The sequence below is a fragment of the Allobosea sp. UC22_33 genome (assembly GCF_042700715.1).
Lineage (GTDB): Bacteria > Pseudomonadota > Alphaproteobacteria > Rhizobiales > Beijerinckiaceae > Allobosea.
In genome coordinates this window covers 2,023,805-2,044,282 of the sequence record NZ_CP170556.1, presented here as the reverse complement: position 1 = coordinate 2,044,282, position 20,478 = coordinate 2,023,805, and the positions used below count along the sequence as shown (strand labels likewise).

The window sequence follows — 20,478 nt, the reverse complement described above, 5'->3', positions numbered from 1 at the left end:
TCGAAGTAACGGTTGAAAACGATCATATTCAGCGGATCACGTCTGCCAAGCCTCTCGCGGCAATCTCCGAATTAATTTGGAATGCGTACGATGCAGACGCGAAATTGGTAACTGTGGAGCTTGAAGAGGGAAACCTCACTAGCTTGGTGTAATTCGTATCACAGATGACGGGACAGGCATTCCCGCAGATCACGTCGAAACATTTTTTCAGTCCCTTGGAGGGTCATGGAAATCGCAGGCAGCCAAGACGAATGGCGGCCGGACTATCCACGGTGAGAAAGGCCAAGGTAGGTTCAAAGCCTTTGCACTGGGTGAGAGAGTTTCGTGGATCTCCCGCAATGGCGGCGTATCGTTCTCGATTACTGGAAACAAAGAAAATCTGAAGCGATTTGCGCTTTCAGATTCAGTACCAACTTTGAAAAGTGGATGCACGGTAGAAATCGAAAACGTCATCCGTGACTTCGAGATTTGGTCAAAGGATGGATTTTCTGAACATATTCGTGATGCTTTCGCACTGCAACTTTATGAAGATTCAGATTTCAGAATTACATACGATGGAACCGTTATCGATGCCCGAGACGCCATCGAAAATGTAACTCAGCATCAAATTGAAGCCACCCTCGATGGGGGACATAAAATTCAAGCCACCCTCGATGTCATCGAGTGGAAAAAGAAGGTCGATAGGAAACTGATGCTATGCCTGCCCGGCCGGTTCAGTTTCCATACAATGGCGGCTGGGATACGCGCTCGCGGCTTCGAGTTTACTGCCTATTTAACAGCGGACCATTTTCAAGAGCTAGCGGACCAAAACACTGAAGGCTTGGTTGAGCTCGATCCAGCTTCGATGGCGCTTGTAGAGGCCGCGAAGAATAAGCTTAGAGAACACTTCCGGGAACGTGAATCGGAACGATCACGAAGCAAGATTGAAGAGTGGAAAGAGGCGAAGATATACCCTTACGAGGGAATGGCTTCTGGACACATCGAAATCAATGAACGACAGGTATTTGATGTAGTTGCGCTCAATCTCTCTGACTATAGCTCAGATTTTGAAAAATCAAATCTCAAACATAAGAAATTTATACTTCAGCTTATAAAAGCAGCGGTCGAAAACGGCCCCAGCATCCTGCCATCGATATTAGAAAAATTTGTTGAGCTTCCAAAAGATAAACAGGAAGAGCTCGCCGAATTATTGCGAAAAACCTCACTAACTGCTGTAATTAATGCTGCAAAAGCCGTTACAGATCGACTTGATTTTATCCGAGCCCTTCAGATTCTGATTTTTGAACCAAAGTCAAAACGTCAACTCCTTGAACGCTCACAGCTTCATCGTATCTTGGCGCAAGAAACATGGATTTTCGGAGAGCAGTTCAACTTGATGAATGACGATGAGGATCTTACGGCGGTATTACAGAGTCATATTAAACTCATGGACGAGAACCGCTGCGAGTTGGCGCCTCTCGAACCAGCGTTTGACGCTGACGGCAAAGTGGCGATCGTCGACTTAATGCTATCGTGCAGGATGCCCACGCCAACGGACAATGAACGCAAACATTTGGTGATCGAATTAAAACGGCCGATCCAACCCATCAACGAGGACGTGATCAATCAGATCAGGAAATACGCGAAGGCCGTCGCCCTTGATGACCGGTTTAAGCATCCGGATGTCGAATGGGATTTCGTCGCTATCTCGAATCGATTCACGAAAGATGCTGAACTCGAAGCGCGACAATCGGGCAAGCCGCGCGGCCTTGTACTTGAACTTTCAGACCCTATCAAAATTAGAGTTTGGGCCAAGACATGGGGAGAGATAATTCAAGAAGCAGAGGGTCGACTTACCTTTTATAAGCGCCGCCTCGAATACCAAGCCAACGATAAGGAAGCCCTCCGGTATCTACGCGCAATTAACGCTAATTACCTCAGCGAGGAAGTTAAAGAAAGAATTTCATCCTTGGAATCCGAGGAAACACAAGTAAATCAATAAAAGTTGTGCGATTACGATGCAGGCGCGCGTAGCGCTACTGGTTCTCACCATCGCCTGAATGGGAGGTGGCGGGATGACGCACGACCGCCGCTCGTTTGAGCGCAACCACACTGCCTCGCCTTCCATTGCAGCGGTACACCCTCATCAGGCCCTCTGGGATACTTTCTCCCCTCTGGGAAAAGGAAAGAAGTCGCGGCTCTCGCGCCTTTCCTCCTGACAGCCAACTTATCCCCGCCCCTTCTCCCCCGCCCTATCCTGCCCTCGCCCATCACCCAAACGGGGCGGCCGTCCGGAGGTATGCTGGAGGTTGGGTGAGGGTCGGCGCCTGCGGGCGGGGGTTACGCCCTGCTCCCGGGAGGCTTCGGGGCACCGCCCTGGGGACACTACGGTCCCTGTGCGAGGAGCTCGCTGGAAGGCTCGGCCGGTGACGGACGGGCATGGCGACGGCGCGACGACCCGCTGAGGGAAACTGGCGCCGAAACCGGCCCATCCTGAACCGCCTTTGCCCGATAAGCGCGGCCCGGAGCCAAAAGTCGCCGGAGGCGGAGCGCCACGGGGCGTGCGACGGGTGGCTCAATCCCGCCGCGCCGCAGCCTGGCTTAACGGTTGCGGATATCCCTCGCGCCTCGCGGCGCTCCGCCAGCCCCGCTCGCTCCCGCCGCGCATCCGCGCGGGCGGATGATCCTGCGTGCCTGACCCCTAGGGAGACCCGCCATGCCGAAACGCCAGAACACCCCCGCCGCCATCCCGCCGATCACCGATTTCGAGAGCTGCCAGAGGGCGCGGCCGCTGATCCTGCGCCGCTTCGCCGACATTCTCGGCGTCTGGGAGGTTTGCGCGAACAAGGCCTGCAGCCGGGCGCGCAGCTGCCAGGGCCAGGACACGGCCTGCCTGCGCGCCTTCATGCAGGCGATTCCGGACGATGATCGCCGGGAGATCCGCTACGCGCTGGACAACCGCGCGGCCGGGCTCTCTCCCGGCGAGGCGATGGAGCAGGCGCAGGCCCGCGTCGCCGGGGAGATCGCGCGGCAGGGGGAGTAACGCCACCGCGTTGCCATTAAAACGCGGGTCATCCCGGACGGAGCGAAGCGGAGATCCGGGATCCATGCCTGAGCCTTGATCGGATAGGCCCAGGCATGGATCCCGGGTCAAGCCCGGGTGACCGCGTGAGTTCGGAGGCCGGCCGGCATCGGAGACGCCGGAGCCTCCTTGTCATGAGATGCTCGGGTCAAGCCCGAGCATGACGCGCGTGGGGGCCGTCGCGACGCTGGCTTACGCCCCTCGCCGCCCTCCTCAGAACCGGTCGATGATCGTCACGCCCGTGCCCTCGAAGCGGTCCATCGCCATCAGGGCGGGGATCGATTCGGCGAGGTCGATGCGGCGGCCGACGAGCTGCTGCGGCGTGAGCTTGCCGGCGCTGATCATGTCGAGCATCGCGCCATAGCGATGCGCCTGCATGCCGTGGCTGCCGAGGATTTCGAGTTCGTGAGCGATGACCTGCGCCATCGGGATCGGCGGCGTCGCCTGCTCCGCCAGCAGCAGCCCGACCTGGATATGCTTTCCGCGCTTGCGCAGGTTCGCCACCGAGTTGAAGCAGGTCTGGGGGTGGCCGAGCGCATCCAGCGAGACATGGGCGCCGCCGCCGGTGACGTCGCGCACGGCGGCGACGACGTCGGCTTCCGTCTTCGCGTTGATCGTCACCGCGGCGCCGACCTCGCGGGCGAGCTTCAGCTTGTCGTCGGAGATATCGACGGCGACCACGTTGGCGCCGAGCGCATTGGCGATCATGATCGCGGAGAGGCCGACGCCGCCGCAGCCATGCACCGCGACCCATTGCCCGCCCGAGACTTGGCCCTGGTCGACCACGGCGCGGAACGAGGTCACGAAGCGGCAGCCGAGGCTGGCGGCCGTGGCGAAATCGATCTCCTCGGGCAGGCGCACGAGGTTGAAATCGGCCCGGTCGATCCGGACATATTCGGCGAACGAGCCCCAATGGGTGAAGCCGGGCTGGAACTGGTCGTCGCAGACCTGCTGGTTGCCGGAATGGCATTGCGGGCAGGAGCCGCAGCCCGCGACGAAGGGCACGGTGACGCGGTCGCCCTCGCGGAAGCGCACGACGCTGCGGCCGACCGCGGCGATGATTCCGGCCAGCTCATGGCCCGGCACATGCGGCAGACGGATATCGGGATCGTGGCCGACCCAGCCATGCCAGTCGCTGCGGCACAGGCCCGTCGCCTCGACCTTGATGATGACGCTGTGCGGCTCCGGGGTCGGGTCCGGCAGGATGCGCAGTTCGGGGGCCTGCCCGAAGGCTTCGTAGACGACGGCTTTCATGGGGCGGGCCCTCCTTGGTCAATCGCCCGTGTCATGGGGCAGCGCAGCGGGAGCGTCAACCGCGACGCGCTGCGGCGGTGAGACGCCCTTAAATTCCGCGCCTAGGGTGCATTCGCGTTCGGCCCGCCCTGCCGGCGGGCTTTTCGAAGACGGCCGCGAACCATCCATGAGCGACAGCGTCCACGGCGCGACGATCAGCGACACGACCCGAGCCGCGGCCGAGCCCGGCATGCTCGGCGGCGTCCTCGCCGGCTGCGGGCTGTTCGTCCTGATGCTGTCGCTGCAGCCCTTCGCCGGCGTGCCGGAGCAGACGACGCCGGGCGAATCGACCGGCAATATCGTCAACCAGATCGGCTGGTTCGGGCTGGGCCTCGTCTTCCTCGTGGCGATTCTCGGGCTGACCCAGCGCGACGTGCTGGCCCGGCTCGGATTCGGCCGCTGGGCCGTCGTCTTCGGCATCGCAGCGCTCTCGATCGCGCAATCGCTTGATCCGACCGCCTCGCTGCGCGGCTTGCTGCTCACCGCGATCGTGATGATCGTCGTCGCGGGCGTGCTCGTCCTGCCCCGTGACGAGCGCAGTTTTGCCGTAGCGGCGGTCAATGCCTGCCTCGTATTGCTGCTGCTGGTCTACGCCATGCTGATCGTGGCGCCGCATCTGGTCGTCCACAGCTCGGAGGGCGCCGAGGGCGTGCATGCCGGCGACTGGCGCGGGCATCTCTCACACAAGAACTTCGCCGCGCCGGTCTTCTCGATCGTGGCAATGATCGGGATCTATGGCTGGCGCAGCGGCCTGCGCTGGCGCGGCGCCATCGTCATCGCGCTGGGCCTGCTCTTCGTCCTCAACAGCGGGTCCAAGACCACGATGGGCTTCCTGCCGCTCGCCATCGGCGTGGTCACGCTGGCCCGCATGACCGGCCGGCCTGGGCTCGCGGTCATGATCCATGTCGTGCTGGTGGCGCTGATCGCGGCGCTGACCATCGGCTCGGTGATGTCGTCGACACTCAACGCCATGCTCAAGGCGGTGATCTCGGACCCGACCTTCACCGGCCGCGACGAGATCTGGAAATTCGCCCTCCAACGCATCGCCGAGAAGCCGTGGTTCGGCTACGGCTATGCCAGCTTCTGGCAGACGCCGGCCGTGACCGGCTTCGAGGAGAACTACGAGGCGAGCTGGGACATCCGCGGCATCGGCTCCGGCCATAACAGCTATCTCGACGCGGCACTGACCTTCGGCGTTCCCGGCGCGGTGCTGGCGATCTGGCTGCTGATGGGCCGGCCGCTGATCGACTACATGCGTAGCCGGCAGATCCCGGCGAATCGGAACCTTGCCGACCTCTTCGCCATGATCCTGGTCTTCATGACCTATGTCGGGATGCTCGAGACCTTTCCGCTCAACCGCGCCGACCCGCTCTGGGTGCTGTTCGCCATGGCGGTGATGGGGCTCGGCCTCACAGCGCGGATGCGGGCGAAAGGCTCCTGACGCCGCGCCTCACTCCGCCGGGGCGAGACGGGGCGCCTTGCCCTTGCGCCACTGCTTCTGGCCGAGCACGTAGGGCTTCACCTTGAGGAAGGGCTTCTCGATCCAGAGCCACGACACCAGCGCGAAGGCGATGACGATCGGCGCCGAGATGGCGAAGAGCAATGGCCCGTTGCCATGGGCGAAATCGGTCTGGCTGACGATCGCCTGCTGGATCGGGAAGCCGTACAGATAGATGCCATAGGAGACGTCGAGCTTCTTGATCCGCGCCGGCAGGTGCAGCGGCAGCAGGCCGAGATAGACCACGCAATAGGTCAGGAAGGGCGGCACGAAGAAGGCGTATTGGCGCGGCGCGGCCATCAGGGCGACCGAGGCCAGGAGCGCCGCAACGAAGAGCAGCCAGTGCATCTTCACATGCTCGCGCCACTGGAAAAACAGGCAGCCGACCAGGAAATAGAAGACCACGACGGTCCAGTGGTAATTGCCCTCGGTGACGCCGAATCCGACCTTGAACGCTGCAACGGTGGCGCCGAGGATGACCGCCAGCGTCAGCGCGGCGAAGGCGAGCCGGCGGTGCAGGATGCCGACCGCGATCATGATCGCCATCAGGATGTAGCAGTAGAATTCCGGCTTCAGCGTCCAGAGGTTCTGGTTGACCACGCCGGCGACGGGGTTGCTCTCGAACACGCCCGGCAATTCGAAAACGGATGCGCCCGACGATATTGCCGAAATACTCCCAGAAACGGATATCGGCGACATAGTCGCGCAGAAGCCAGGTGGTCAGCAGCGGGCCGAGCACCAGCGCAGACAGCGTGATCTCGACGAAGAGGGCCGGCACGATGCGGATGGCGCGCAGCGTGATGAAAGGTCGGACCGCATCGGTGCGCAGGGCGCTGCCGGTGACCAGGAAGCCGCTCAGCGCGAAGAAGGCCGGCACCAGGCTCATCAGGAAGATGCCGTGCAGCCCTTCCCAGTCCCGGCTCGTATCGGCGCCCGCGACCCAGCCCGAATGTACCGCCAGGATGGTCAGGGACAGGATCAGGCGCATCGCATTGAAGCCGGGGCCTTCACCGCCGTTCCGGTTCAGGATATCGGCAGCGCTCGGAAGGGAACGGTAGTGCCGGATCATGCTTCACCTGGATGCGGAACTGCATCATGCGCAGGCGTCGATATGGACCGGCGACCGGGCCGCTTTCAATAAATGCCGGCAGTTAATCTTAACCCATGACTGACCGGATCTTCGAAAAGGGCCAGCGCAAGCGGCCCGGCTTCTGGCGAGTGAGTGACCTATGAGCCCAACCCCGATTTCCCTTGGCCTGATCGGCGCCGGCATCATGGGCGAGCGCATGTTGCGCGCGGCGCTCGACCAGCCGGCGACGGCGCTGCGCGTCTCCGGCATCTGGGACCCTTCCGCAGAGGCGATGGCACGGATCGGAGCCGTGCTGCCCTCGGTGGCGCATAAGCCGGACGCCGCGGCCCTGATCGCGGCGAGCGATTGCGTCTATATCGCTTCGCCGCCCTCCTCCCATCTCGGCCATGCCCGTGCGGCGCTTGCTGCCGGCAAGGCCGTGTTCTGCGAGAAGCCGCTGGCCGTCGATGTCGAGGACGCCCGCGCGTTCGTGAGCGAGGCCGGTGACCGCGGCGCGGTGAACTTCCCCTTCGCGTCCTCGCCTGCCGTCGCGCGGCTGCGGGAGTGGATCGAGTCCGGGGCGGTGGGCACGCCGCAGCGCGTGTCGATCGATGTTGCCTTCGCGAACTGGCCACGCTCCTGGCAGGTCGATGCCGCCGGCTGGCTCGACCGCACGGCGCAGGGCGGGTTTACCCGCGAGGTCGTCTCGCATTTCCTGTTCCTGACCCGCCGCATCGCCGGGCCCTTCAGCGGGCTTGCCGCCAAGGCCGCCTATCCCGAGGCCGGCAAGAGCGAACGCCGGATCGAGGCGACGCTGAGCGCAGGCGCCCTGCCCGTCAGCCTGAGCGGCAGCGTCGGCACGACCACGAAGGACGACCATAACGTCTGGACGCTGGAAGGGGATAAGGGAGCCATCCGGCTCTGCGACTGGTCGCGCGCCGAGCGTCGCCTCGCGGATGGGAGCTGGCAGCCCGACCCGGAAGCGCTCTCCCAGAACGAGGCGCGCCCGCTAGCGCTGCGCCGCCAGCTCGAAGGCGTGGCCAAGCTGACCCGCGGCGAGCCGCATCATCTCGCGACCTTGCGTGAAGCGTTCGATGTGCAGGACATCGTCGAGACGATCCTGAAAAGCGCCTGAGGCGCGAACGGCATCCGAGCGGCCTTACCGCGCGAGGCGCAAGGCCGCTCGAATGGCACAAATTTGCTCAGATCGGCCGAGAATCCCTTCCCTGGGATAATTCTACTCTACTGCGCAGATAATTCGAAAAAACCGACTACCTGATGTGAATTGAGCCGCACCCCGCCCATAGCGTAAAACCTCTGTTCGAAAGACCGAACGGGGATGGGCGTTATCGTGGCAGTTCTGAACGTCATCGATCGACAGGGCCGGAGCCATGAACTCGAAGCCGTCGAAGGCTGGCGGGTCATGGAAATCCTGCGCGACTACAAGGTCGGCATCGAGGGCGTCTGCGGCGGTTCCTGCGATTGCGGCACCTGCCATGTCATCGTCGCGCAGGAATGGGCCGAGAAATTGCCCGAGCCGCGCGACGAGGAGATCGACGCGCTCGACGAATTGCCATTGATCGAGGCGACCAGCCGCCTCTCCTGCCAGATCATCTGGGCTGACGATCTCGACGGGCTGACGCTGACGCTGGCGGAGGCCGCGTGATGGCTGCTCAAGCGAAACGCGTTCCCCTGCCGGCGATCCTGCTCGCCAACGACCTGCTCGACGGCGATGTCGTCTTCGCCTTCGCCGACGGCGCCGGCCCTCTGGCCTGGACGCGGGACCCGGCGCTCGCGCTCGTCGCGGCTGACGACGCGGCCGCCGACCGGCTCGAAGCCTTCGCTGCCGCCGAGCTCCGCGGCAACAAGGTCGTCGACGCCTATCTCGTCGATGTCGCCATCGAAAGCGGCAGCCCGGTTCCGCGCCATTTCCGCGAGCGCTTCAAGACGCTCGGCCCCAGCAATCGTCTCGATCTCGGCAAGCAGGCCGGAGACGGCATCGCCTCCGCGCCGAAGGGCTGATTTCATGTATCGTTACGATGAATTCGACGAGCGTTTCGTCCGGGAGCGGGTGGCCCAGTTCACCGACCAGGTGGCGCGCCGGCTCGACGGCTCGCTGACCGAGGACGAGTTCAAGCCGCTGCGCCTCAAGAACGGCGTCTATCTCCAGCTCCACGCCTATATGCTGCGGATCGCCGTGCCCTATGGCACGCTGAACTCACGGCAATTGCGCCAGCTCGCCCTGATCGGCGAGAAATACGACCGCGGCTACGGCCATTTCACCACGCGCCAGAACCTGCAGTTCAACTGGCCGAAGCTGCGCGACGTGCCTGAAATCCTCGGGCTGCTCGCCGATGTCGAGATGCATTGCATTCAGACCTCCGGCAACTGCATCCGCAACGTCACGGCCGACCATTTCGCCGGCGTCGCGCAGGATGAGATCGAGGACCCGCGCCCGACCGCCGAACTGATCCGGCAATGGTCCTCGGCCCATCCCGAATTCAGCTACCTGCCGCGCAAGTTCAAGATCGCTGTGACGGGTGCCGAGGCCGACCGCGCCGTGATCAAGGCGCACGATATCGGCCTGCGCCTGCGCCGCCATCCCGACACGCACGAGACCTGCTACGAGATCAGCGTCGGCGGCGGCCTCGGCCGCACGCCGATGATCGGCAAGGTCGTCCGCGACTTCCTGCCCAAGAAGGACCTGCTCGCCTATCTCGAGGCGATCATGCGGGTCTATAATCTCGAGGGCCGGCGCGACAACAAGTACAAGGCCCGCGTCAAGATCCTCGTCCACGAGATCGGCGCCGAGGAATTCACCCGCCGCGTCGAGGCTGAATTCGCGCAGCTCGACGGCCCCTCGATCAATGCCGATCCGGAAGAGGTCGCGCGCATCGCCGCCTATTTCGCGCCGCCGGCCTATGAGACGCTCTCGGCCATCAGCAATACGCTGGAGGCGGCCAAGGCCGCGAACCCCGCCTTCGCCCGCTGGGTCGAGGTCAATACGGCGCCGCACAAGGCGCCGGGCTATACGGCGCTGACGATCTCGCTGAAGCCGCAGGGACAGGCGCCGGGTGATGCGACCAGCGAGCATATGCGCCGCGTCGCCGATCTGGCCCAGCGCTATTCCTTCGACGAATTGCGCGTGACCCATGCCCAGAACCTCGTGCTGCCGCATGTGCGCCAGCGCGACCTTTTCACGATCTGGCAGCAGCTCGGCGAGGCGGGCTTGGCCACGGCCAATGTCGGGCTTGTCACCGACATCATCGCCTGCCCCGGCCTCGACTACTGCGCGCTGGCGACGGCGCGCTCGATCCCGATCGCGCAGGCGATCCAGAGCCGCTTCGCCGACGAGGCGCGCCAGCGCGAGATCGGGCCGCTCGGCATCAAGATCTCCGGCTGCATCAATGCCTGCGGCCATCACCATGTCGGCCATATCGGCATTCTCGGCCTGGAGAAGCGCGGCATCGAATCCTACCAGATCACGCTCGGCGGCGATGCCACCGAGAACGCAGCGATCGGCGAGATCCTGGGACCCGGCCTCGCCGCCGAAGAAGTGCCGGACGCGATCGAACGGATCGTCGGCGTCTATCTGGCCGCCCGCGCCGAAGGCGAGAGCTTCATCGACACTATCCGCCGCATCGGCCTCGCGCCGTTCAAGGCCGCCTTCCAGGAGACTGCCCGTGCCGCTGCTTGACCGGACCGGAAGCGCCGAAGACCGCTGGACGCGCAGCGAGGGCGCGGCGATCGGGAATATCCCGGCCGCGCTCGTGCCCTGGGAGGTGCTGGTCGAGGCGCTCGATGCGCAGGAGTCCGAGCAGGTGATCGGCGTGATCCTGCCGAATTCCGTGCCCTTCTCTCCTCTGGCCCCCTTCCTGCCGCGGCTGGCGCTCGTCGCCATCACCTTTCCCGCCTATGCGGACGGGCGCGGCTTCAGCCTTGCCCGCCAGATTCGGCGCGCCGGTTTCGCGGGCGAGATCCGCGCCAGCGGTCCGCTGATCGCCGACCAGTTCGCCTATGCGCTGTCCTGCGGCTTCGACACGATCGAACTGCCGGAGGCGAACGCCGCCCGCCAGCCGGTGCCGCAATGGCTGCATGCCAGGGATTCGTTCAGCGCGACCTACCAGCGCGGCTATGGCGAGACCGGTCGCAACATCCTCGACCAGCGCCGGGCGGCGAGAACCGTAGCCCCCATCGCAGCGGAGTGAGCATGACGATCTCGACCGCGACCCATGGTTCCATCGAGCGCTCCCGCCCCTCCGTGGGCGTCGATGAAGATGGCCCGGACGATGCCTTCGAGATTCTGCCTGCAAGCGAGGCACGCGGGCGCTGGTTCGATCTCGGCTTTCGCCTTATCATCCTGGCACTGGCCGCGCTGTGGCTGCTGATGCCGCCGGCCGGCGGCGGGCACCGCGCGGCAGACGAGAAGGCCGTAGCGACGACCCGATGACCGACAGACAGCCCCAATCCACCGCGGCGCGGATCGAGCCGCTGGCGACGCTGCCGCTCTTCCACAAGCTGGGCGGGCGCAAGGTCGTGCTCGCCGGTGGAACCGAGGGCGCGCTGTGGAAGGCTGAATTGCTCGCGGCGACCGGGGCCGAGCTTCATGTCTTCGCCGCTGGCGAAGAGGCGCTGTTCGCAGGGCTGGCCCAGGGCGAGATCGGCCATCGCGTGCATATCCATGCCCGCGCCTGGCAGGCCGACGATCTCACCGATGCGGCGATCGCGGTTGCCGATCTCGACGATGCCGATGCGATCCGGGCCTTTGTCGCGGCGGCGCGGCAGGCCGGCGTGCCGGTCAATATCGTCGACAAGCCCGAGCATTGCGATTTCGCCTTCGGTGCGCTGGTCAACCGCTCGCCGCTGATCGTCGCGATCTCGACCGATGGTGCCGCGCCGGTCTTCGGCCAGGCGATCCGCACCAAGATCGAGGCGCTGCTGCCGCCCGGGCTGAAGAACTGGGCACAAGCGGCCGCCGACTGGCGCCCGGCAGTCCAGGCGCGCGAACTGCCCTTCGCCCTGAGACGCGCCTTCTGGGAACTCTTCGCCGGCAAGGCCATGGCCGAGCCGGAGCGCGCTCCGAACCGCGATGACGAGGCCGAGCTGTTCGCGAAGCTCTCGAAGATCGAGGCCGCGCATGACGGCAAGGGCCGCGTCACGCTGGTCGGTGCCGGCCCCGGCGATCCGGAATTGCTGACGCTGAAGGCGATCCGCGCCCTGCAGAGCGCCGACATCATCCTCTATGACGATCTCGTCTCGCCGGGCGTGCTGGAGCTGGCGCGGCGCGAGGCCAAGCGCATGCTGGTCGGCAAGACCGGCTACGGCCCCTCGGTGAAGCAGGGCGACATCAACGCGCTGATCGTCTCGCTGGCCTCGCAAGGCAAGCATGTCGTGCGCCTCAAGGGCGGCGATCCCGGCATCTTCGGCCGCGCCGGCGAGGAGATCGAGGCCTGCCACGCCGCAGGCATCCCGGTCGCGATCGTGCCGGGCATTTCGGCGGCGCAGGGGGCTGCCGCCTCGCTTGGCCTGTCGCTGACCCATCGCGACCATGCGCGGCGCCTGCAATTCGTCACCGGCCATTCGCGCAAGGGCGATTTGCCCGAGGATCTCGACTGGCGCGCCATGGCGGACCCCGCCGCCTCGACCGTGATCTACATGGCGCGGGCCACCCTGCCCGGCTTCCGCGAGCGCGCCATCGCCGCGGGTCTCGACCCGCAGACCCCGGCCGTCGCCGTGCTTGCTGCGACGCGGCCGGACGAGAAGCGGGTCGCCGCGACGATCGCGGACCTGCCGGAGCGGCTCGGCGAATTGCCGGCGAGCGGCCCCGTCCTCGTCCTGCTCGGGCATGCCTTTGGCCCGGCGCTTGCTGCCGCCAACCTGACCGAAGATCGCCGCCGGGCCTGATCGCGCCCGGCGTCGCCGCCGGGTGGAACGCCATCGCCGGAGATGCGTTTTCTCCTCCGGCGCCCGAATTTGGAAGGCGCCCATTGCGTTAGGTCATTGAGACAAGGACGACAATTCAGTACGTTTCGTTTGTTTTTCAGAACGGATCGAGGTTTCGAGCCTCGCCGTGAACGCAACGGAGCCCTGACATGACGCGACCCGTGTTTCCCCGCCTTCTCCGGGCCGGCCTTGTTCTGGGGGCCTTCATGCTCTGCTTCGGCGTCGTCGCCGGAGCGCGCGCCCAGACCGAGCTCCTCAACGTCTCCTACGACCCGACCCGCGAGCTCTATCGCGACATCAACGCGGCCTTCATCGCCGAGTGGAACGCGAAGAACCCGGACAAGAAGATCAGCACCATCCGCCAGTCGCATGGCGGCTCGGGCGCGCAGGCCCGCACCGTGATCGACGGGCTCAATGCCGATGTCGTGACGCTGGCGCTGGCTGGCGATATCGACGCCGTCGCCGAGCGCTCGAAGAAGCTGCCGCTCGACTGGCAGAAGCGCCTGCCGCATAATTCCTCGCCCTATACCTCGACGATCGTCTTCCTCGTCCGCAAGGGCAATCCGAAGGCGATCAAGGACTGGGGTGATCTCGTGAAGCCGGGCGTGCAGATCATCACGCCGAATCCTAAGACCTCGGGCGGAGCCCGCTGGAACTATCTCGCCGCCTGGGCCTATGCCGAGAAAGCCTTCAACAAGGACGAGGCGAAGGTGCGCGACTATATCGGCAAGCTGCTCGCCAATGTCCCGGTGCTCGACACCGGCGCGCGCGGCGCGACCACGACCTTCACCCAGCGCGGTATCGGCGACGTCTTCCTGTCCTGGGAGAACGAGGCCTTCCTCGCGCTGAAGGAATTCGGCGCCGACAAGTTCGACATCGTGGTGCCGAGCCTGTCGATCCTGGCCGAGCCACCGGTCGCGCTGGTCGATGCCAATGTCGACGCCAAGAAGACTCGCGAGCAGGCGCAGGCCTATCTCGAGTTCCTCTACACGCCGAAGGGGCAGGCGATCATCGCCCGCAATTTCTACCGCCCCCGCAATCCCGAAGCCGCCGACGCCAAGGACATCGCCAATTTCCCGAAGGTCGATCTGGTGACGATCGACGACGTCTTCGGCGGCTGGAAGAAGGCGCAGCCGACCCATTTCGGCGATGGCGGCACCTTCGACCAACTCTACAAGCCGGCACGCTGAGGACCTGTCCATGACGGCGGCGACGACCACCTTCCGCTGGCGCGAGCCGAGCATCCTGCCCGGCTTCGGCCTGGCGCTCGGCATCACCGTGACGGCGCTGTCGCTGATCGTGCTCATTCCGCTGGCGGCGCTTTTCCTGAAGGCCGCCAGCGCCGGCCCCGCCGATATCTGGGCTGTGGCGAGTTCGCCGCGCACGCTCGCCGCGCTCAAGCTCTCCTTTACGGCGGCCCTGTTTGCGGCGCTGGTCAACGCCGTGTTCGGGCTGATCCTGGCCTGGGTTCTGGTGCGCTACGATTTCCCGGGCCGGCGCCTGATCGACGCCGCTGTCGACCTGCCCTTCGCGCTGCCGACCGCGGTCGCCGGCATCTCGCTCGCGGCGATCTACGCGCCGAACGGCTGGGTCGGCTCCCTGCTGGCGCCGCTTGCCTTCAAGATATCCATCCCCTTCACCGATCTCTCCTTCGGCTTCGACGGCAAGGTCGCCTATACCCCGCTCGGCGTGATGGTGGCGCTGATCTTCATCGGCCTGCCCTTCGTCGTGCGCACCGTACAGCCGGTGCTGGAAGAGCTGCAGAGCGATGTCGAGGAAGCAGCGGCGCTGCTCGGCGCCAGCCGCTCCCGCACGATCTTCCGGGTCGTGCTGCCGCAGGTCCTGCCGGCCCTGATGACCGGTTCCATCCTCGCTTTCGCGCGGGCCGTCGGCGAATACGGTTCGGTGATCTTCATCGCCGGTAATGTGCCGATGGTCTCGGAGATCGCGCCATTGCTGATCGTGATCCGGCTGGAGCAGTTCGACTATGCCGGCGCCGCCGTGGTCGCCACGATGATGCTGCTGATTTCGTTCACGCTGATCCTAGCCGGCAACCTGATCCAGGCCCGTGCCCGCCGGAGGTTCGGCGATGTCTGACGCGACCTTGCCCTCCGCCTCCGCCCCGACGAAGCGTTCCGGCACCAGCCGCGCGCGCGGCGAAAGCCCTGCCGTGCAGATCGTGCTGATCGCGGTTTCGCTCGCCTTCCTGCTGCTGTTCCTGTTGCTGCCGCTGGTCACGGTCTTCGTCGAGGCCGCCGCCAAGGGCTGGGAGGCCTATCGCGCCGCGATCACCGAGCCCGATGCGCAAGCCGCGATCCGTCTTACATTGCTGGTCGCGGCGATCGCGGTGCCGTTCAACGTCGTCGTCGGTATTGCCGCCGCCTGGGCCATCGCCAAGTTCGAATTCCGGGGCAAGGATCTGCTCATCAGCCTGATCGACCTGCCCTTCTCGGTTTCGCCGGTGATCTCGGGCCTCGTCTTCGTGCTGCTCTTCGGCGCCCAAGGTTATTTCGGGCCGTGGCTCCAGGCCAACGACCTCAAGATCGTCTTTGCCCTGCCCGGCCTGATCCTGGCCACGGTCTTCGTCACCTTCCCCTTCGTGGCGCGCGAGCTGATCCCGCATATGCAGTCGCTCGGCTCCTCCGACGAGGAGGCGGCGCTGACGCTCGGCGCCTCGCCCTGGCGCGTCTTCTTCTCGGTGACGCTGCCGAACGTGAAATGGAGCCTGTTCTACGGCGTGCTGCTCTGCAACGCCCGCGCGATGGGCGAGTTCGGCGCGGTCGCGGTGGTCTCGGGCAAGATCCGCGGCCTGACCAACACGATGCCGCTGCATATCGAGATTCTCTACAACGAGTACATGGGCGCGGCCGCCTTCGCGGTGGCCTCGCTGCTGGCGGGGCTGGCGCTGGTCACCCTCGTGCTCAAGACCCTGCTCGAATGGCACTATGGCGATGTGATCGCCGCCAGCCGCCGCCACTGACCCACAGACGAAGGATTTCTCGCCATGTCGGTCGCCGTCACCATCGAGACCATCGAAAAGCGCTTCGAGAATTTCCCGGCGCTGCGGGGCGTCTCGCTCGATATCCAGCCGGGGGAACTAGTCGCGCTGCTTGGCCCGTCCGGCTCGGGCAAGACCACGCTGCTGCGCCTCATCGCCGGGCTGGAGGAGGCCGATCGCGGCCGCGTGCTGTTCGGCGAGACCGATACGCGCGAGCTCTCGCTGCGCGACCGCCGCATCGGCTTCGTCTTCCAGCAATACGCGCTGTTCAAGACGATGAACGTGGCCGAGAATATCGGCTTCGGCTTGAAGTCCCGGCCGCGGCACGAGCGCCCGAGCAAGGACGAAATCCGCAAGCGCGTCAGCGGTTTGCTCGAACTCGTTCAGTTGCCGGGACTGGAAAAGCGCTATCCGAGCCAGCTCTCCGGCGGCCAGCGCCAGCGCGTCGCGCTCGCCCGCGCGCTCGCCATCGAGCCGCGCGTGCTGCTGCTCGACGAGCCCTTCGGCGCGCTCGACGCCAAGGTCCGCAAGGACCTTCGGGCCTGGCTGCGCGAACTGCACGGCCGTACCGGCCACACCACCGTCTTCGTCACGCATGACCAGGAGGAAGCGCTGGAGCTGGCCGACCGCGTCGCGATCCTCAACGAAGGGCGCATCGAGCAGGTCGGATCGGCCGACGACGTCTACGACCACCCGGCGACGCCCTTCATCTGCGAGTTCCTGGGCGAGGTGAACAAGCTGCCGGTCAAGGTCGTCGGCAGCCAGGCCTTCTTCGGCGACCGGCCGGTGCTCGGCGGATTGTCGCAGAACCAGGGCGGCCCGGCCTCGCTCTATGTCCGGCCGCAGCACCTGCGCATCGTCGACGAGACGCCCCTCGCCTTGCCCGGTACGGTCGAGCATCTGCGCCGGAACGGGCCGATGCGCCGGGCGGAGGTGGCTGTCGAGGGGCTCAAGAAGCGGCTCGAGGTCGATCTCGCCAGCCAGGTCGCCCCGGCGATCGGAGAGCGGATTCGGTTGCGCATCACCCATGGAAATTTGTTCGCGGCGGCGTGAGGGGATCGCCGTCATGCTCGGGCTTGACCCGAGCATCTCAGGACGGAGGGGCGCCTCTTCCTGCACGAGATTCTCGGGTCTGCACTTCGCTTCGCCCGAGAATGACGCCCGGCATCTGGGCAGCGTCATGAAGCCGCCCTCGCCTCGGCAGACCCGTCAGGCTATGCCTGTCGCACCACGGATCACGCCGACAGGAGATCGCGATGAAAGCACGCGCGAAATGGGTTGATGGGATGGCCTTCATGGGCGAATCCGGCAGCGGGCACGCCATGATCATGGACGGAGCACCGGAATATGGCGGGCGCAATCTCGGCATCCGGCCGATGGAGATGCTGCTGATCGGGCTCGCCGGCTGCACGGCTTTCGATGTCGTGGGGATGATCAAGAAGGGCCGCGAAAACATCACCGGCTGCGAGGTCGATGTGGAGGCCGAGCGCGCCACGACCGATCCCAAGGTCTTCACCAAGATCCACCTCGCCTACCGTATCACCGGCAAGGGCCTGTCCCGGGCCAAGGCGGAGCGGGCCGTCACATTGTCGAAGGAAAAATACTGTTCGGCTTCGATCATGCTCGGGGCGACCGCAGAGATGAGCTACAGCCTCGAAGTGATCGACGAACTACAGAAGGAGGCTGCTGAATGAGCCGCACTGAATTCGCCGGATTGATCACGCCGGAGGCGCTGGCCGAAAAGCTCGGTGCCGAGAACCTCGTCATCATCGATATCCGTACCGCCGCCGACGGCGCGAAGACCGCCTTCGAGGCTGGGCATATTCCCGGCGCGGTCCATTCCGACTATGCCGCCGATGGCTGGCGCGCGAAGATCGGCAATGCGCCGGGCATGCTGCCGCCGCTCGATCATCTCGCCGCGCTGGCCGGACGTCTCGGCATCAAGCCGCATGACGATGTGGTCATCGTCCCGGCCGGCACGGCCGCGACCGATTTCGCCGCGGCGGCGCGGGTCTACTGGACGCTGAAATTCATCGGCCATGGCCAGCAGGCCATTCTCGACGGCGGCTTCAAGGCGTGGACGGCCGATCCGAAGCGCCCGGTCGAGACCGGCGCCTCCAAGCCGAAGAGCGCAGACCCCTATCCGGTCGTGGCGCAACAGGCCTTGCGCAGCACGGCGGATTCGACGCTCGTCGCTGCCAGAAGCAAGCAGGCGAGCCTCGTCGATGCGCGAGGCCCCAGCTATTTCGAGGGCCACGAGAAATCGGCGGAGGCCGCGCGCGCCGGCCATATCCCCGGCGCGATCCGGCGCGACTATGCCGGCGCATTCGAAGGCGGCAAGCTCAAGGCGCAGGGCGAGCTGGAGAAGCTCTACGCGGCCGTGCCGCAGGGTCCGGTGATCTCCTACTGCAATACCGGCCATTCCGCCGCAGCGAACTGGTTCGTGCTGTCGGAGGTTCTGGGCCGCGACGAGGTCGCGCTCTACGACGGCTCGATGACCGACTGGACGCAGGACCCCGACCGTCCCGTAGCGACCGGCAAGGCGGCCTGAACCGCTTTCGATTGCAAATCAGGCTAAAAAGGTTCAAAGGAAGCGCCGATCGCGTGCCACGCGCGCGGCGCTTCCTGACATTCTGGACATAAGCCATCAGCCGATGAACGCCGTCGCGCCGAAAATCTCCTTCGTTTCGCTGGGCTGCCCCAAGGCGCTCGTCGATTCCGAACGGATCATCACCTCGTTGCGCTCGGAGGGCTACGAGCTCTCCAAGAGCCATGCCGGGGCCGACCTCGTCATCGTCAACACCTGCGGCTTCCTCGACTCGGCCAAGGCGGAATCGCTGGAGGCGATCGGCTCGGCCATGGCCGAGAACGGCAAGGTCATCGTCACCGGCTGCATGGGCGCCGAGCCCGAGCAGATCCGCGACGCCTTCCCGAACGTGCTCGCGATCACCGGCCCGCAGGCCTATGAGAGCGTCGTCTCGGCCGTGCACCAGGCGGTGCCCCCCAAGCACGACCCCTTCCTCGATCTCGTGCCCGACCAGGGCGTGAAGCTGACGCCGCGGCACTACGCCTATCTCAAGATTTCAGAGGGCTGCAACAATCGCTGCACCTTCTGCATCATCCCGAAGCTGCGCGGCGACCTGGTCTCGCGGCCAATCGGCGACGTGCTGCGCGAGGCCGAGAAACTGGCCAAGGCCGGCGTCAAGGAATTGCTGGTGATCTCGCAGGACACCAGCGCCTACGGGCTCGACATCAAGTATGCGCCCTCGATGTTCAAGGATCGCGAGATCCGCACCCGCTTCTTCGAGCTCGCCCGCGAGCTCGGCCAGATGGGGATGTGGGTGCGCCTGCACTATGTCTATCCCTATCCGCATGTCGACGAGGTCATCCCGCTGATGCAGGAGGGGCTGGTGCTGCCCTATCTCGACATCCCGTTCCAGCACGCTTCGCCGAACGTCCTGAAGGCGATGAAGCGCCCGGCCCATCAGGACCGCACGCTCGACCGCATCCGGAAATGGCGCGACATCTGCCCCGATCTCGCTATCCGCTCGACTTTCATCGTCGGCTTCCCCGGCGAGACCGAAGAGGACATGGACATCCTCGTCGACTGGCTGAAGGAAGCGAAGCTGGAGCGCGTCGGTGCGTTCAAGTACGAGCCGGTGAAGGGCGCGCCCGCCAATGATCTCGGCCTCGATCTCGTTCCAGAGGACGTGAAGGAAGCGCGTTGGCATCGTTTCATGAAGGCGCAGGCCGAGATTTCGACCCGCCTCGTCAAGCGCCGCGTCGGCAAGCGCATCCAGGTGATCATCGACGAGGCCGGCCCGACGGTCGCCAAGGGCCGCTCGAAATGGGACGCGCCGGAGATCGACGGCAATGTCTATGTCGCGAGCCGCCGCCCGCTCAGGGCCGGCGACATCGTCACCGTGAAGATCGAGCGCGCCGACGCCTACGACCTGCACGGCGTCGCGGTCTGAGCTGAACTGATCTCGCGGGTAAACACGCCGTCATCCCGGGCAGGCGGCGAAGCCGTGCCGATCCGGGATCCATCGTAGAGCGCCGAGCCCTCCGATGGATCCCGGCGCTCCGGCCGGGATGACGGCCTGTTTACCCGATGAGATGCCCGAACGCCCTCAGTTGAAGGTGCAGAGCCGGCGGATGGCGCGGCCGTTGCGGTCGCGCGCCGTGCCGAGGCTGCTGCAAGAATCGCTCGCCGTGACGGGTTCGGCCTGCTCCATGTGCCGGGGCGGCTCGCTGCAGATGCCGCTCGTGCAGCCGGTCTGGGCATAGCGAAGACGCACCGGACCCGGAACGCGCACCCGCCCCTGCTCGGCACCCTTCAGGATCGCTTCGGTCGGGGTGGCTGCTCCGCCGATTCCCCTTGCCTGCTGGGCCAACGCGACGCCCGAAAGGGCGATGACGGCGACGAGGAAAGCGGCGGTCTGAAACTTGGACGACATGAGCGTCGGGTCCCGAATGGTCGCCAGCATGCGCTGACATCCATTCGTCGCGGCGCTGTCCCTGCGGGTTCATGCCTTCCTGAAAAATGCGCCGGACGATCCACCGTGTGAAGCGGCCGCCTCTAGCCGAACTGAGCAAGACAGATACCGCGGTCATCC

At 65.1% G+C, this 20,478-nt stretch carries 21 protein-coding genes; 18 read left to right on the top strand and 3 right to left on the bottom strand.

Annotation, left to right across the window (positions count from 1 at the left end; translation table 11 throughout):
* Window positions 1-415 precede the first annotated feature (415 nt).
* Entirely contained in the window at window positions 416-1,981 is a 1,566-nt protein-coding gene (locus ACFJGT_RS09715; protein WP_377848324.1) for a hypothetical protein, read from the top strand.
* A gap of 714 nt (window positions 1,982-2,695) precedes the next feature.
* On the top strand, window positions 2,696-3,022 hold the full coding sequence (locus ACFJGT_RS09710) for a hypothetical protein (protein WP_377848323.1): 327 nt from the start codon (window positions 2,696-2,698) through the stop codon (window positions 3,020-3,022).
* A gap of 252 nt (window positions 3,023-3,274) precedes the next feature.
* On the opposite strand, the gene ACFJGT_RS09705 is transcribed toward ACFJGT_RS09710, so the two are convergent.
* On the bottom strand, window positions 3,275-4,315 hold the full coding sequence (locus ACFJGT_RS09705; RefSeq protein WP_377848322.1) for a zinc-dependent alcohol dehydrogenase family protein: 1,041 nt from the start codon (window positions 4,313-4,315) through the stop codon (window positions 3,275-3,277).
* 166 nt (window positions 4,316-4,481) lie between these two features.
* On the opposite strand from ACFJGT_RS09705, the gene ACFJGT_RS09700 reads away from it, so the two are divergent.
* On the top strand, window positions 4,482-5,795 hold the full coding sequence (locus ACFJGT_RS09700) for an O-antigen ligase family protein (RefSeq protein ID WP_377848321.1): 1,314 nt from the start codon (window positions 4,482-4,484) through the stop codon (window positions 5,793-5,795).
* 9 nt (window positions 5,796-5,804) lie between these two features.
* Here ACFJGT_RS09700 and ACFJGT_RS09695 read toward each other — a convergent pair whose 3' ends face one another.
* A complete protein-coding gene (locus ACFJGT_RS09695) occupies window positions 5,805-6,479 on the bottom strand; it encodes an acyltransferase family protein (protein ID WP_377848320.1) in 675 nt (224 codons plus the stop codon).
* Between ACFJGT_RS09695 and ACFJGT_RS09690 the strand changes: the two genes are divergently transcribed.
* From ACFJGT_RS09690 to rimO, 15 genes are all read left to right on the top strand, one after another.
* A complete protein-coding gene (locus ACFJGT_RS09690) occupies window positions 6,466-6,993 on the top strand; it encodes a hypothetical protein (protein ID WP_377848319.1) in 528 nt (175 codons plus the stop codon). The genes ACFJGT_RS09695 and ACFJGT_RS09690 overlap by 14 nt on opposite strands.
* Window positions 6,994-7,081: 88 nt before the next feature.
* A complete protein-coding gene (locus ACFJGT_RS09685; protein ID WP_377848318.1) occupies window positions 7,082-8,056 on the top strand; it encodes a Gfo/Idh/MocA family protein in 975 nt (324 codons plus the stop codon).
* 216 nt (window positions 8,057-8,272) lie between these two features.
* A complete protein-coding gene (locus ACFJGT_RS09680; protein WP_349237221.1) occupies window positions 8,273-8,587 on the top strand; it encodes a 2Fe-2S iron-sulfur cluster-binding protein in 315 nt (104 codons plus the stop codon).
* Window positions 8,587-8,943, top strand: a complete 357-nt coding sequence (locus ACFJGT_RS09675) for a DUF2849 domain-containing protein (RefSeq protein WP_377848317.1) — start codon at window positions 8,587-8,589, stop codon at window positions 8,941-8,943. The genes ACFJGT_RS09680 and ACFJGT_RS09675 overlap by 1 nt, the downstream gene beginning before the upstream one ends.
* Before the next feature lie 4 nt (window positions 8,944-8,947).
* The gene (locus ACFJGT_RS09670; RefSeq protein WP_377848316.1) at window positions 8,948-10,618 is read left to right on the top strand and encodes a nitrite/sulfite reductase; all 1,671 of its coding nucleotides are present in this window, start codon (window positions 8,948-8,950) and stop codon (window positions 10,616-10,618) included.
* Window positions 10,605-11,129 carry a DUF934 domain-containing protein gene (locus ACFJGT_RS09665; protein ID WP_377848315.1) on the top strand — a complete coding sequence of 175 codons (525 nt, stop codon included), beginning with the start codon at window positions 10,605-10,607 and terminating at the stop codon, window positions 11,127-11,129. The genes ACFJGT_RS09670 and ACFJGT_RS09665 overlap by 14 nt, the downstream gene beginning before the upstream one ends.
* Before the next feature lie 2 nt (window positions 11,130-11,131).
* On the top strand, window positions 11,132-11,371 hold the full coding sequence (locus ACFJGT_RS09660; RefSeq protein WP_377848314.1) for a hypothetical protein: 240 nt from the start codon (window positions 11,132-11,134) through the stop codon (window positions 11,369-11,371).
* Complete coding sequence (cysG, locus tag ACFJGT_RS09655) at window positions 11,368-12,825, top strand: siroheme synthase CysG (RefSeq protein ID WP_377848313.1); 1,458 nt, start codon at window positions 11,368-11,370, stop codon at window positions 12,823-12,825. Before ACFJGT_RS09660 ends, cysG begins: the two co-directional genes overlap by 4 nt.
* Window positions 12,826-13,013: 188 nt before the next feature.
* Window positions 13,014-14,054: a sulfate ABC transporter substrate-binding protein gene (locus ACFJGT_RS09650; protein WP_377848312.1), complete on the top strand. Its 1,041-nt coding sequence runs from the start codon at window positions 13,014-13,016 to the stop codon at window positions 14,052-14,054.
* Window positions 14,055-14,064: 10 nt separating this feature from the next.
* Window positions 14,065-14,961 (top strand): sulfate ABC transporter permease subunit CysT, encoded by an 897-nt coding sequence (locus ACFJGT_RS09645; protein ID WP_377848311.1) that lies wholly within the window; start codon window positions 14,065-14,067, stop codon window positions 14,959-14,961.
* Window positions 14,954-15,844 (top strand): sulfate ABC transporter permease subunit CysW, encoded by an 891-nt coding sequence (gene cysW / locus ACFJGT_RS09640; protein WP_377848310.1) that lies wholly within the window; start codon window positions 14,954-14,956, stop codon window positions 15,842-15,844. Before ACFJGT_RS09645 ends, cysW begins: the two co-directional genes overlap by 8 nt.
* A gap of 24 nt (window positions 15,845-15,868) precedes the next feature.
* Window positions 15,869-16,915: a sulfate/molybdate ABC transporter ATP-binding protein gene (locus tag ACFJGT_RS09635; protein WP_377848309.1), complete on the top strand. Its 1,047-nt coding sequence runs from the start codon at window positions 15,869-15,871 to the stop codon at window positions 16,913-16,915.
* Between the two features lie 203 nt (window positions 16,916-17,118).
* A complete protein-coding gene (locus tag ACFJGT_RS09630) occupies window positions 17,119-17,556 on the top strand; it encodes an OsmC family protein (RefSeq protein ID WP_377848308.1) in 438 nt (145 codons plus the stop codon).
* Window positions 17,553-18,413, top strand: coding sequence for a sulfurtransferase (locus ACFJGT_RS09625; RefSeq protein ID WP_377848307.1), 861 nt, complete (start codon window positions 17,553-17,555; stop codon window positions 18,411-18,413). Before ACFJGT_RS09630 ends, ACFJGT_RS09625 begins: the two co-directional genes overlap by 4 nt.
* Before the next feature lie 103 nt (window positions 18,414-18,516).
* Window positions 18,517-19,836, top strand: a complete 1,320-nt coding sequence (rimO, locus tag ACFJGT_RS09620; protein ID WP_377848304.1) for a 30S ribosomal protein S12 methylthiotransferase RimO — start codon at window positions 18,517-18,519, stop codon at window positions 19,834-19,836.
* Window positions 19,837-19,992: 156 nt separating this feature from the next.
* On the opposite strand, the gene ACFJGT_RS09615 is transcribed toward rimO, so the two are convergent.
* Window positions 19,993-20,319 (bottom strand): hypothetical protein, encoded by a 327-nt coding sequence (locus ACFJGT_RS09615; protein WP_377848301.1) that lies wholly within the window; start codon window positions 20,317-20,319, stop codon window positions 19,993-19,995.
* Window positions 20,320-20,478 lie beyond the last annotated feature (159 nt).